Consider the following 12556-nt stretch of genomic DNA (forward strand, 5'->3'; position numbering starts at 1 on the left):
TTCCGGAACGCTTAGGCGCGCCACGGCGGACACTCGGGTATGTCTGCGTTCCCCGAGTTCGAGGTGGTCCCCGCCGTGGACGTCCAGGACGGCCAGGTCGTCCAGCTGGTGGGTGGAGAGCGCGGGACGGGCAAGCGATACGGCGACCCCGTCGAGGCCGCACAGCGATGGGTCGACGCCGGCGCGCGAACCCTCCACCTCGTCGACCTCGACGGGGCGTTCGAGGGCGAGCGGGCGAACGCATCCGCCATCGAGCGGGTGGTCGAGGCCGTCGGCGATGGGACGGGTGTGCAGGTCGGTGGTGGCATTCGCAGTTCGGAGGACGCCCGCTCGCTGCTCGACTCGGGCGTCGACCGGGTCATCCTCGGGACCGCCGCCGTCGAGGAGCCCGGGATCGTCGCCGAGATCAGCGAGACCTACCCCGAGTCGGTGCTGGTCTCGCTCGACGCGAAGGGTGGCGAAGTCGTGGTTTCGGGCTGGACCGAAGGCACAGGAATAGACCCCGCCGAGGCCGCCGTCCGCTACGAGGAGCTCGGAGCAGGGGGGATACTGTTCACCGACGTCGACGTCGAGGGGCAGCTAGAGGGCGTCCGGACCGAGCCCGTCCGTCGGATCGTCGAGGCGACGTCGATCCCGGTGGTCGCCTCCGGCGGGGTCGCCTCGGTCGAGGACGTCCGGGCGCTGGCGGATGCCGGGGCGGCGGCCGTAGTAGTCGGGACGGCGCTGTACGAGGGTCGGTTCACGCTCCGGGAGGCGCAGGAGACGGTCTGAGGTACGATCGATCTCGACCGTCGCCGGTTCGTGTTCGCCGTCTCGATTTCCCCTCCACCGTCGGTCGGCCCGATCGTCGTCGACCGCGTCCGGTATTTCGGGAATCCGGGGCGTCCCGAAGAAGCGGATCGCGAACCACGGCCGGCGCGGGTTAGCACTGTGCCATCGACGCGCCGAACGATCGCGTTCGCGGGGGACTGTTCCAGCGAGCGTTCGATCGGAGCGGTCAGCCGTCGCGTTCGATAGTCGAGATCACCCTCCCGAACTCGATCTCCGCCGATCGCTCGAGTTCGGTCGCCCGTGTCTCCATCTCCTCGACAAACGACGGATCCGAGATCCGATCGAGGTTACACCGAACGGTGAAGACGGACGCTCGGAGCGCTCCGTGCACGAGGAACGAACCCGTCCCGGCGTCCGGGACGGCGTTCCTGTTGCCCTCCTTCGCGAGAACGGTCGCGTGTTCGAGGACGGGCACGCACGCTTCGGCGATCGCGAGGGGCACGCCCGTGGCCCGTTTCTGTGCGACGACCCGGTCCGGTTCGTCCGGTGACGTCGCGAGCAACTCGTCGACCACGTCGGCGTCCCTCTCGGCGAGTTCGAGGAGGAGCTCGCGCTGCGTTCCGAGGTCGTCGAGTACGTCGTTCATCTCCGCCTCCACGTCCGCGTACCCGTCCTTCCCGATGGTGTGCAGACAGACCATCTCGCAGAGTGCCGTTCCGATCGCACCGACGAGGGCCGCGGCCGTGCCTCCGGCCGGAGTGACGTTCCGGGAGGCGACGCTGTCGAGGAATTCGTCGATCGTCCGGTCCGCGTAGCTCATACGAACGAGAGGTCGGAGGGACCGTACGTGGGCGTTCCCCTGTACAGGGGGTTCCACCACGGGTCATCTCTGCCGGATAGAGATATCATCGACCTCCGGAGGTCAATCGCCGTCGTCGTCAGTACTGCCGAACGGGAAGGGAATCCGGGCATGCACGAGGATCAGTCCTGACCTCCCCTATCTTTCATCAAGGAGAGAATCCCGCCGTGTACGGCGGGCGTGAATCCGACACGCACACGTATGTTGTCTGGGGAGTGAGTAAGTATCACCGACACAAAAGAATTGAGATACCTCCGAGTCACCGGGGCAGAACCACCCGAACCCACCGGCGGATAGGAGTAACGGGGGCGTGGCACTCCCATCGGCACGTCGGGTCGTACACGTACGTTCCCAACCCAGCGGTGCGGGACCGTGGGAAGCCTCGCCGTGTACGGCGAGGAGGATGTCACCGCTGTCCCCGGACGTGTCCACCGGTCCGGTGGTCGGTCGGCCACCGACCGGCGGAACGGGACAGTGGTGGTCGACGCGTCGGCTTCCACGATGCTTCCCGAGCGGGGAGGAACGATCGGTTCGCCCGAACGTCTTCTCGTGCCCCTGCTCTCGGTCGGCAGACGGTCAGCCCCCGGCTCAGTCGACGTACACGCGAGTCACGTGGCCCCCGCATCCGCACTGCTGGACGTACTCCCACCCCACGGTGTCGGTATCCACCCGTTCCTCGAGGGCATCGTAGAGATACTCGGCGGGATGGCCATGGTCACCGTGGGTGACGAGATTGACGTGGTTCCCGGATCCGGTGTGTTCGATCGCGTCGACGGCCTGGGAGACGACGAGGTCGGCGTCGGCAGCGTGTTGCGGTTTCTCGAGGTTCGCCGACCACGAGTTGTCGTGTGTCCGGTCGGTGACGGGTCCGGCTTCACTGTGGTCGTGATCGTGGTCGTGAGAGGTGCTCATCGTCCTCTGTAGCGAGGAGACGGATCCCGAAAGTGGTGTGGCCGAACACGTTCGCTGGAGTCGGACGGGTGAGCCATCGATCACTCCGTCCCGGTGTTCCGTTTCGGTCCGGCGCTCGGGACGGGGCGAGGAGTGTTCAGTGCCGATCGGGCCGCCGGTTCGTGGCCCACCAGTACCAGCCCGACCCACAGAGCGCGACCAGTCCCATCGCCACGGCGACCGCGAAGGCCGCCCGGTAGCCGAGCGCGGTGTACACCCGCGCGCCGTCGACGGTCTCGCCCGTCCAGAACGCGTCGAGGAGCCATCCCATCACCACCGGCAGCGCCGCCACGCCCACGAACCCGAGGCTGTTGACCGTCCCGGTCGCCGACCCGCTGGCCTCGGCCGGGTGGCGGTTCTTGACCAGCGTGAACGTGATGAACCCCGCCCCGCCGACGAACGTCGTGCCGAAGAACACCGCCCCCGTGACCAGCAGTGGCGGCCGCCCGAGGACGGCGAGGAGGCCGTATCCGGCGGCGAAGAGCGCGCTCGCGGCCGCCACGATCGGCGTACGGACGCCGAGCCGGTCCGACAGTCGTCCGATCGCGGGTGGACCGACCAGGAAGCCGACGTTTCCGACGAGGACGTACGTCGACGCCTGCTGGACCGTGAGGTCGTACCGGTCGACGAGATACGGGACGCCCCAGATACCCAGCACGGTGAACGTCGTCCCGACGAACGCGAAGAAGACGACCCCGAGTACCCAGGTCATCGGATCGGCGAGCACCCGCCTGGCGTGGCCGGCCGCGGATCGGAACGTGGTTCCCGACGGCGGCGAGACCTCCTCGATCGGGGGGAGGCCGGCGTCGGTCGGCGCGTTCCGCACCCCGGCGTAGATCGCCACCCCCGCGCCGACGCCGAGGAGACCGACGCCCGCGAGCGTCGTCCGCCAGCCGACTTCGGCGACGCTCACCGCGAGCGGCGTGGTGGCCAGTATGCCGCCGATCCCCGCCATCGCCGAGGTGAGGCCGGTCATCGTCGCGAACTCGTCGGGGCGGTACCAGTTCGCGCAGTACCGGAGCGTGGCGATGTAGATGACGCTCCCGCCGAGCCCGATCGTCGCTCGCGAGACGAACGCGAGGGCGTAGCTGTCGCTGCCGGCGAACGCGACGACGCCCGCGCCCATGAGCAGGGTCCCCACGGCCGCGACCCGTCGCGTCCCGAAGCGGTCGGCGAGCACCCCCGCCGGCACCTGCATCAGCGCGTAGATGTAGAACAGCGAGGAGTGGAGCACGCCGAGTTCGGTCCCCGTCGCGTCGAAGGTCCGCATCAGTTCGTCGGCGATCACCGAGGTCGACACGCGATGGAAGCTGAACAGCGCGAAGCCGGTGGCGAGCACGACCCAGCCGAGCCATCGTCGTCGTCGTCGTGGATCCGACCACACGTCCATCGTGTTCCCGCCACCGACGTTTTCCCGGGGGGGCAATAACCCACCGGTCGCCGCGTGCGAGATCGCGAAACACGGCGTGTTCCAGCGGCATCCACCCGTCCGTGACGGGGGACGACGCTGTATACGAACGGGAGACGACTATGTTCGGGAGAATCGATTAGGCCGTCGGAAAGCGATCGTCGGGTATGACTCGCTCCGGGCCTGGGGGAAGCTGGACCGAACGACAGCAGCTCGTCGTCGGCGCTTTAGCGCTGCTGGTTGGCACGGTATGTATACTGGCACTCGTGCCGGTGGGAACAGGCGGTGGCCCGAGTGGGATCGCTTTCGCACTCATCGGGGTGGCTCTGTTCGTCGCCGGCACACTGTCGATCGGAACCTCGGATCAGTAACAGTTCAGCGATGTGCTCGCCTCGATTCGGTCTCCTCTCGATCTGTCTATGGAGCTCCGATGGTGGACGGACCGTAATGACGACACCAACGCGACATCACGTGGTGTTCGGGTCGAATCTGGTCTCTCCCCTACATTTACTCGAAGATATTCTGGACGGTGGGTGTCGCGGATTCGTCGATCGATCGTCGAGTTGCCACACGACGTCAAGACGGAGACGAGGAGTCGTTCGATGACTGCGGGAGACTGAGCTCCATCGATTAGCGGCCGAACTGCGGGACCACGAGGCCATCGACGATGCGTTCCTCGCAAAGAGCTTCACCGATCGCCACCTGATCGTCGGTGTCGCGACGACACCGTTCCGGAGGACGTCGAGAAACGACTTGCGGAACACGACCTGTACGGTGCCGATAGAGTGTACGGGGACGAGACCGACGCTCGTTCGTTTGCCGGTCCCGCCGGTAAGGGGCCCGTCACCACTTCGTCGATGTACGGACCCGCGACTCACATCAGTCCTATGTCGTAGACTGATAGTCTACTACCGCCCCAGGATTCGTCGGCGGGATCACGAAACCATCCCTCATATCCGAGATCACTCCACATTCGATAATATGTCCGGGACCGTTCTTATTCTCTCTCTCTCTCTCGTGGTGACGGCGGTCACCTACGCGATGGCCTGGACGGTCGCCGTCCACGAGGTCCTCCTCCAGGTCCTTCCGGTGTAGCGAGCGTCGGCCGGCGCTCGACCTCAGAGATCATCCCACACCTGTCTGATCTTCGTACCCGGACGGCGCAACCAGCCGAAAACGCTCCGGAGTACTCCGGCTGGATCGCGACGGAGACGTCGAATCGCCGGAACCACGTCGTACTTCAGCATCTGGGCACCCTTGATCAGGAAGACGCCCGTGAGTGTAGTGGCGACGGCGAGTCCGGACAGATCGTGATGGCCTGTTCGATAGGGATATCGTAGCCAGCCCGAGGATTCGCTCTGCCACCGTACTCCAGTCGCGTGATCCCGGGCCAGGGGAGCTAAACTACGATAATCTGGATCTGTTGAAACCCTCAGTGGCTGATTTGTACTGCGTGCAAGATACGGAGGATGAGTTCAGCGAGTGAGAGGAACTAACAAAGAGGCCGATTTGAGCCTACGCTGCTTATATCTAAATAAAGGACATATCCGGGAGTAATGCATGCACGATCTAATTCATCGTGGACTGTACCACTTCTGGTCGTCGGCCTTGGCGGTGCTCTTGGGGTTAGTGTTGATCTATTTGACATCGTCACGATCGCGATCGGAGGACCACAGTGGCTCCATCAGTTGGATGTCCTCACGGCAGTTCTACTTACTCTTGTTATTGGCGGTCTGGGTGCATATTCCCGCCGACGTGATCGAACACGGCGGTCCACCGAAGATAATCAGCGGTATACAAGGGCTGATTGAATTCGTTGTCGCACTCCCCTAATTCCGCACAACACTCCAAACGTCTTGATGCTGACTTTGCGCCCTCTATGCAGCAGCGGCTCAGTGAACTACCCGGATCCCGTCAGTAACGCTGTGATCGGTGACATCCTCCCCGCCGTGAACGGCGGGGCTTCCCGTACCGCAGGTGGGATATTTGCCGGTCTACGACACGACCTGTTCTCGCGGTGCGAACGCACCACTCTTTGCATCGAACAGGTGTACCGAGGGCTGTGCCACACAGCCGTTACTCCTATCCTCGCCGTGCGGATTCGGAGTTATCTTCTGTCGCATGTTCTCCGCCCCGTTGCAATCTGCGTTCCCGACCAATCCACACGACTGACAGACGTACAACCCACGATGTTTGCGGTTCGCTTTCGTGTCGTCTCCACACTGTGAGCAGGTCTGCGACGTGTTCCACTCGTTGGAATGCCACGGCCTTCAGGCCGTGGTAGCTTACTCAGACGCCCACTCTCCGGGAGATCTCCGGCTCCGTGTTGTCCTCTCGAGGTCGGATACACTGCCGTCGTCTAGCGGAGGCAGACCGACCGTCGGCGCGGGACGAACGCACATATCAATAACCACAACTGCTTGCAGACGAACCTCATCGCATGGTCCTCACTCGACGACGCGTCCTCCAGACCGGCGGTGCAACGGCGCTGACAGCGCTCGCTGGCTGCACGGCGGAGTCACTCCTCGGATCGAACGACGATCCCCCCGAGTACAGCCTCACCGTCGACTCGATCGATGTCTCCCCGGTCGAACACGCGCTCTACGAGCCCGACGATGGGCCGCTATTCGGCGCTCCTGCTCGGTCCGTTCTCGATGATATCCTCCCGGACGGACGGCACACGACCTACGGGTTCAGACCGCTCCCCAGCGACGCGTACGTGGAGTACGAGGATTCGTACTATCAGACGAAACACGTCGTCACCGGGCGCACGGGGAAGGAACGTCAGCTGGTTCGGGCCGACCCGGTTCCCGAAGAGCAGGTGCCCGAGGACGCGGTACTGATCGATACGCTCGAACGGCCGAGCGCGCGGACGCTCAAGATCCTCCACAGCTATACCCAGACCGATGGCGAGACGAGCACTGCCGAGCTACTTCGAGGGGACGCCTACGTGTTGCGGCGACCGGCGGAACTCGAAAGTCGACTCGCGACCGGCAATCTCGATGGGCGGGTCGTGACGATGACCGAGAGCGGGACGTGGGCCTACCGTGTCCGTGTGAATCGAGAGCAGATCGTTGAGACCGCGTATACGGCACTGGCGATCCCCGTCGCTGGCTCGCGTGCCCAGTTCCGCGACGTCGTCTTTGGCTCACGGATCGATACCGAAGTCACGCCAGCGGCGCTTCCGAGGGACGCACGGGATATCCTTGACCAGGCAATCGAAGGGGAGACGTACACGGAGACAGTTCCGATCTCAGAACCGTTCGATACAGTACTCGAAGCCCTCGGTCTGGGTGCCGTCGATACGGGAGTGAACGGCAAACTGCTCTGGTACGATGAGGAGTTCTATCGCTACGGACTGTACGTCAATCCATCCGCGTCGTAGGTACAACGAACTGTGCGGTAGAATTGTTTTCAGGCCGCCGGTTAATCTCCGATATCGTCGTCCTGAACCCCGCCGCTGGAGGGCGAGCGCGTTTCACGACTCCGTTAACGCCCAATGGATGCTAACTGTGCACGGGGGATCCCGACATGGGGCCGCGCACTTAGCTACCGAGTAGTGCCACCGAGAGCTCTCTGAGCAGGTAGAGTGGTATGGCCCACAGTAGACCGAGGCTGATCAGGCCAATTAACAGGCTCAGTGGCCCATTGCGCCCGGATGATGTTTGCACGAAGATCATCACTACGAACCAGAGTGTGAGCGCTTGGAAGAACGCGGACTTGTTCATGGAGGACGTATCGATCTGAGACTGAACTGTCAAAATCACTTCGGAGGTGTCCATCAGATATCGTCAGCCGCTTCCTCATGATACAGTGAGCTGCTTCGACGGAGGATGATGCTGTTCAGTTGAGGGTCGCCGTGAGAACCCGTGTAATGGACGGCTCGGCCGTGGAAGAGGCCGACCGAAATCCAACAGCTATTCGACAGACACATACGGGAAATCGCTCGATATCGTGTATGGCCATCGGGCTCTCCGGGGGGCAGCTCTTCGGCGCTCTCCTCGCGATCGGAGGGGTGGTCATCCTCGCGTTCAGTGGGCGCTACGTCTGGCGTGCAACCGGCATCTACCGGGCCGACCCCGTCTCGGCTCTCGAAGGGACATCCCGTGGGGCGCTCGTTCGCGTCTCCGGGGCGGCTCAGCAGGGCAACGCTGACCTCCTGAGTGCGCCCTTCAGCGGGACCGACTGTCTCGCCCTTCGGTACGCGATCGAGGAACGGCGGCTGAGCCCGTCCCTGCTCCCGTGGTTCGTGACGATACGCGAGCTAGCCGGCTCGGCCGCGTTCCGTGTACGTACACCCGAGGCCGCAATTGACGTCACCGAGCCAGCACGGACCGTTACGCTCGAACGACAGGTCGTCGCCACCGTCCCGCCGGGCGACGAACCCTCCGAGCGTATTGCCCGGTTCGAGCGGACCGCCGGCGCGGACCCGGCGACGACACACTGGCGATCCCCGCCGCCGATTCTGAAACCGATTACGACACGTCTCTCACTCGGGACCCGTCGGTATACCGAACAGCGCGCGACGCCTGGCGACGAGATCACAGTCGTTGGCCGCATCACAGAAACGGGCGACGGTGTCGACCCACTCGTCGTCTCCGATCGTCCACCCCGACAGACGCTTCTCCGGATGGCTAGAACATCACTCGTCGGCCTCTGTATCGGTGGGTTCGCCGTCGCACTCGGTCTCGTGCTTGTCGTGCTCTGAGCGGTTCCGAAGCAATACACCTACGCCGATAGTTCATCTACGGCCTCTCGATGCCCTCCACGCCCTTGTTTGCCCCAGGTGAGTTCTTCACCCGCCGATCCCCGTCACTCGCCAGTGCCGCGATCATCGTCCTGTTCGCCGGCATCGTCGCCGTCGCGAGTGCAGCACCGTACGTAGACCAGTTCAGCTCGATCGAATTCTCGGTCGAGTTACTCGTGTTCTCGATACTGTTTGGGGGTCTACTCGGCGCCGCTGGCGTCCGGACGGTCTCGACGGTCGCCGTGTATCTGCTCACCGCAGTCGCCGGTGGCTCGGGATCACTCACTCGGGTCGCGGCTAATATCGGATGGGCGTTACTGCCGCTCCTGCTGGTGAACACCATCACGACAGCCACGATCTGGGCGGTGGCGCTGTTCGGAAGCCTTCCGACAGTGACACCGGCTCAGATGCAGCTTCCTCGATGGCTACTCCTGTTCAACACCGTCACCGGTGTTATTTGGTATCTCTGGATCGGATATCTTCTCACCTACGCGATCCACGACGCTCGAAGTCTCACTGTCCGACGTTCGGTCCTCATCGCGGGAGTTCTCGTCGTTCCGCCGATCCTCAACGCCGTCTCGAATCTCCTGTGAGGGATCGATCGATGAGCGACGGGAACGTCCAGGAGCGAACCTGGTGCTCCGACAGTCCGGTAGGACTCGTCGTCTCTCGGGTAACACGTACGTTCTAGCTGGGTCCGTGCTGGTGGTTCGATTGCTACTACGTGGACATACTGGCACCGCTCTCGACAGTGTGGTACGCCGGCGGTACCAGTCTCCGGACACCCGAACAGACTACTCATGCTATCGAGCGAAGACGGACCTTCGAACGGATACCGGAAAGGAAAGCAGAGCTTTTGTGATGTCTCTCGATCCCTTTCTCTATGCGGTGGTCCCCGCTTGCACGCAGCGAATGTCGAACAGTTCTCACCTCCAAGGGGGCGTGGATACTCGCCGCTCTCGTCGTCCTCTGGGGATTCCGACCGACCTACGCAGGGTGGGACGCGGTCGGGCGAAACATCACCATCGGGTACGTTCAGGTCGGTGTCAGTCTGTTCCTCCCCGTCGGTGCCCTCCTCCTGTCGTATCAGTCCCTCATCGGTGAGCGAACGACGGGCAGTATCAAGTTCCTCCTCGGGTTGCCGCTGACGCGAATGCAGATACTCTTCGGAAAAGCGACAGGCCGATTCGTAGGGATCGGCGTGGCGATGGTCGCGGCGACGCTCCTTCTCGCCGGTATCGGCCTCGTCGAACACGGTCCGTTCGCCCCGCTCCGTCTTCTCGGGACGCTCGCCGCGACCCTGTTGCTGGGCTGTGCGATGGTTTCAACCGGAGTATTCATCTCGACGGTCACTCGCCGGACCGTGACCGCCGCGACGGGGGTGATCGCGTACTTCCTCGTGACGCTGTTCTGGAGTCAGATCGTCACATCGGTCTACACTGCCGTCACCGGGGTTCCGGTCGATCCCTACGACGCCCCGCCGAGTGGGCCGCTGTTTCTCGCGCTCAGACTGACTCCGGACGGTGCGTACAACGTCCTGACGAACTGGATTCTCGGCGTCGGCAACTCGGCTGAACTGTTCCATATCGTCTACACCAAACTCGCTCCGGGTGTCGGGATAAACGCCTTCGTGGTCGAGGCAGCGTTCGACGGGGGCGGTCCGTGGTACCTCCACCCCGCGCTGAGTCTGGTCGTGCTACTCGTCTGGCTGGCGGTGCCGCTGGTGCTCGCCCGCCGTGTTTTCACGCGAGGTGATGCCCTGTGAGTAGAGCAGGACCGGTGATCGAAACCGATGGAGTGACCAAGCGATACGGCGATGTTCGGGCCGTCGACGGCCTTAGCCTCACCGTCGAACGCGGCGAGACGTACGGGTTCCTCGGGCCGAACGGGGCCGGCAAATCGACGACGATCGGACTGGTACTCGATTATCTTCGACCGACATCCGGGACGGTCCGCGTCTTCGGGCGTGATCCACAGACCGACGCTGTCGAGGTACGCGACCGGGTCGGTGTTCTCCCCGATCGGTTCGGTCTCTACGAGGACCGGTCCGCTTGCCAGCACGTCGCGTTCGTCGCAGAGACGAAGCGAACGAACGACGACCCCGAGACGCTCCTCGAACGCGTTGGACTCGGAGACGCCGTCGACGACGACGCCGGTGACTTCTCCAGCGGGATGGAGCAACGACTGGCGCTCGCGATGGCGCTCGTCGGAGAGCCGGACCTGCTCGTCCTGGACGAACCGTTCAGCGGCCTCGACCCACACGGCGTCCGACGCGTTCGAGATATCGTCCACGAGGAGAACGAACGGGGCGCTACAGTCTTCTTCTCCAGTCACGTCCTCGGTCAGGTCGAACTCGTCTGTGACCGGATCGGCGTCCTTCACGAAGGACGGTTGGTCGCCGAGGGAACGCTCGATGAACTCCGGGACAGAGCTACGTTACCCGACGACGCAACGATCGAAGACGTATTTGTCGAACTCACTGATGCCCGCATCGATGACGGCGGCGAGTCACGATGAAACGCCGAACGTTCTTGACGGCGAGTTCGTTGTCGATCGTCGGTCTCTCCGGCTGTCTCGGCGATACCGAGTACAGGATCACCGACACGGCCGTGGACGCGTCACTGGAACGGCTCTCGCTATCGGTGCGACTCCCAGTCGCTGCCGCTACTATCGAACATCCTGCTGCCCTCGCGCTCACGCTGGAGAACGACGGCGACGAACCGATTCGAATCCGTAGCTATGGAGTCTGGCCGTTCGGCGTGCTCGCGCTCGCTCCGTCGCCGACGCCGGATGAGAGCGCGTGGAAGACGACGCTGTTCTCCCCGTCCTACGGGGCGAGCGACCGCGTAGAGGTCGACCGTGGCGGATCTTCGATGTCGATGGACGGGACTCCAATAATCGGAACGCTCGGACCTGACGAGACCGTCAGCAGACGATACGAACTCCGCGGTGACGATCTCTCACGTGCTGGTACGCACTTCGTCGTCGAGAAGTTCGAGGGCCGAGCGTCAGGTTACTCAACGGACGACGGCTGGGAGCCGCTCGATTACCGAATCCGTCTTACTATCGAGGAGAAAGGACGGTTGCCGGTATAGGTGGGGTAGAGTCGAGAAATTCCCTACGACCCGTGCTCGGAAAGTGGCACGATTTCGTTTCGTCTACTCGCATCTGCGGGGTATAGAGTAAGGGTGTGTACCTGAATCAGCGGGATCCATCCGGAGAGCGTCCTGGTCTCGCTCGATATGAAGGGCCACGAAGTCGTAGTTTCGGATTGGGCCGAGGGTACGGTGCAGAGCCCTGCTGAGGCCGCCATCTACTACGGGAAGTTCGGCGCGGGCGGGATCCTGTTCACCGACGTGGACGTCGAGGGGCAGCTAGAAGGCGTCCGGACCGAGCCCGTCCGTCGGTCGTCGAGGCGACGCCGATCCCGGTGGTCGCCTCGGCCGATGACAGCCAGACACTGGCGGCTGGCGCGACGGCGGCGGCGGTGATCGTCGGGACGGCGCTGTACGAGAGTCGATTCACGCTCCGGGAAGTACAGAGGGTGTCAGAAGGGTTGACCAGGGGGTGATCATGTACCCCCGAGATCACGCTGGAACAAGCCGTTCTACTACCGCTCGCAGCCACCTTCGTGATCGAGTTGAATTAACTCTAGTCGTATTATCTCGATATAATACGCCACTCTTTTGTTTGGAATTTAGTAGGGTACAACGCTTTGGGACCGAGTACACTGCCGGCGTGGCGGCCGGGACATACGATATCGATGTCCGGATCGCGTCGTTCAACGAGGGAGGAGCGCCCGACGGGCAAACTCGGGCGC

At 63.3% G+C, this 12556-nt stretch carries 10 protein-coding genes and 2 pseudogenes; 8 read left to right on the forward strand and 4 right to left on the reverse strand.

Annotation, left to right across the window (positions count from 1 at the left end; genetic code table 11):
* Positions 1 to 39 precede the first annotated feature (39 nt).
* Positions 40 to 771, forward strand: coding sequence for a 1-(5-phosphoribosyl)-5-[(5-phosphoribosylamino)methylideneamino]imidazole-4-carboxamide isomerase (gene hisA, locus WDJ58_RS18465; RefSeq protein WP_338914772.1), 732 nt, complete (start codon positions 40 to 42; stop codon positions 769 to 771).
* 226 nt (positions 772 to 997) lie between these two features.
* Here hisA and WDJ58_RS18470 read toward each other — a convergent pair whose 3' ends face one another.
* The 4 genes and pseudogenes from WDJ58_RS18470 to WDJ58_RS18485 all read right to left on the reverse strand — a co-directional run.
* Positions 998 to 1591 (reverse strand): cyclodeaminase/cyclohydrolase family protein, encoded by a 594-nt coding sequence (locus tag WDJ58_RS18470; protein WP_338914773.1) that lies wholly within the window; start codon positions 1589 to 1591, stop codon positions 998 to 1000.
* Positions 1592 to 2218: 627 nt separating this feature from the next.
* The gene (locus WDJ58_RS18475) at positions 2219 to 2542 is read right to left on the reverse strand and encodes a CGCGG family rSAM-modified RiPP protein (RefSeq protein ID WP_338914774.1); all 324 of its coding nucleotides are present in this window, start codon (positions 2540 to 2542) and stop codon (positions 2219 to 2221) included.
* Positions 2543 to 2678: 136 nt separating this feature from the next.
* A complete protein-coding gene (locus WDJ58_RS18480) occupies positions 2679 to 3971 on the reverse strand; it encodes an MFS transporter (RefSeq protein WP_338914775.1) in 1293 nt (430 codons plus the stop codon).
* 2012 nt (positions 3972 to 5983) lie between these two features.
* A pseudogene (locus WDJ58_RS18485) lies at positions 5984 to 6244 on the reverse strand (zinc ribbon domain-containing protein); the annotation flags it as partial.
* Between the two features lie 185 nt (positions 6245 to 6429).
* Here WDJ58_RS18485 and WDJ58_RS18490 point away from each other — a divergent pair.
* From WDJ58_RS18490 to WDJ58_RS18520, 7 genes and pseudogenes are all read left to right on the forward strand, one after another.
* A complete protein-coding gene (locus tag WDJ58_RS18490; protein WP_338914776.1) occupies positions 6430 to 7374 on the forward strand; it encodes a hypothetical protein in 945 nt (314 codons plus the stop codon).
* 489 nt (positions 7375 to 7863) lie between these two features.
* On the forward strand, positions 7864 to 8697 hold the full coding sequence (locus WDJ58_RS18495) for a hypothetical protein (RefSeq protein ID WP_338914777.1): 834 nt from the start codon (positions 7864 to 7866) through the stop codon (positions 8695 to 8697).
* 50 nt (positions 8698 to 8747) lie between these two features.
* Positions 8748 to 9329 (forward strand): YIP1 family protein, encoded by a 582-nt coding sequence (locus WDJ58_RS18500; protein ID WP_338914778.1) that lies wholly within the window; start codon positions 8748 to 8750, stop codon positions 9327 to 9329.
* Positions 9330 to 9619: 290 nt separating this feature from the next.
* Complete coding sequence (locus WDJ58_RS18505) at positions 9620 to 10501, forward strand: ABC transporter permease subunit (protein ID WP_338914779.1); 882 nt, start codon at positions 9620 to 9622, stop codon at positions 10499 to 10501.
* Entirely contained in the window at positions 10498 to 11253 is a 756-nt protein-coding gene (locus tag WDJ58_RS18510; RefSeq protein ID WP_338914780.1) for an ABC transporter ATP-binding protein, read from the forward strand. The genes WDJ58_RS18505 and WDJ58_RS18510 overlap by 4 nt, the downstream gene beginning before the upstream one ends.
* Positions 11250 to 11831, forward strand: a complete 582-nt coding sequence (locus WDJ58_RS18515) for a hypothetical protein (protein WP_380661210.1) — start codon at positions 11250 to 11252, stop codon at positions 11829 to 11831. The genes WDJ58_RS18510 and WDJ58_RS18515 overlap by 4 nt, the downstream gene beginning before the upstream one ends.
* A 105-nt stretch (positions 11832 to 11936) precedes the next feature.
* Positions 11937 to 12307: pseudogene (locus WDJ58_RS18520) on the forward strand (HisA/HisF-related TIM barrel protein); the annotation flags it as partial.
* Positions 12308 to 12556 lie beyond the last annotated feature (249 nt).

The organism is Salinirubellus litoreus (genome assembly GCF_037335815.1).
GTDB classification, from domain to species: domain Archaea; phylum Halobacteriota; class Halobacteria; order Halobacteriales; family Haloarculaceae; genus Salinirubellus; species Salinirubellus litoreus.

Excerpts from the sequence above, each read along its gene's own strand:
- hisA (WP_338914772.1), top strand. The coding sequence starts at position 40 with ATGTCTGCGTTCCCCGAGTTCGAGGTGGTCCCCGCCGTGGACGTCCAG.
- WDJ58_RS18470 (WP_338914773.1), bottom strand. The coding sequence starts at position 1,591 with ATGAGCTACGCGGACCGGACGATCGACGAATTCCTCGACAGCGTCGCC.
- WDJ58_RS18475 (WP_338914774.1), bottom strand. The coding sequence starts at position 2,542 with ATGAGCACCTCTCACGACCACGATCACGACCACAGTGAAGCCGGACCC.
- WDJ58_RS18480 (WP_338914775.1), bottom strand. The coding sequence starts at position 3,971 with ATGGACGTGTGGTCGGATCCACGACGACGACGACGATGGCTCGGCTGG.
- WDJ58_RS18490 (WP_338914776.1), top strand. The coding sequence starts at position 6,430 with ATGGTCCTCACTCGACGACGCGTCCTCCAGACCGGCGGTGCAACGGCG.
- WDJ58_RS18495 (WP_338914777.1), top strand. The coding sequence starts at position 7,864 with ATGGACGGCTCGGCCGTGGAAGAGGCCGACCGAAATCCAACAGCTATT.
- WDJ58_RS18500 (WP_338914778.1), top strand. The coding sequence starts at position 8,748 with ATGCCCTCCACGCCCTTGTTTGCCCCAGGTGAGTTCTTCACCCGCCGA.
- WDJ58_RS18505 (WP_338914779.1), top strand. The coding sequence starts at position 9,620 with ATGCGGTGGTCCCCGCTTGCACGCAGCGAATGTCGAACAGTTCTCACC.
- WDJ58_RS18515 (WP_380661210.1), top strand. The coding sequence starts at position 11,250 with ATGAAACGCCGAACGTTCTTGACGGCGAGTTCGTTGTCGATCGTCGGT.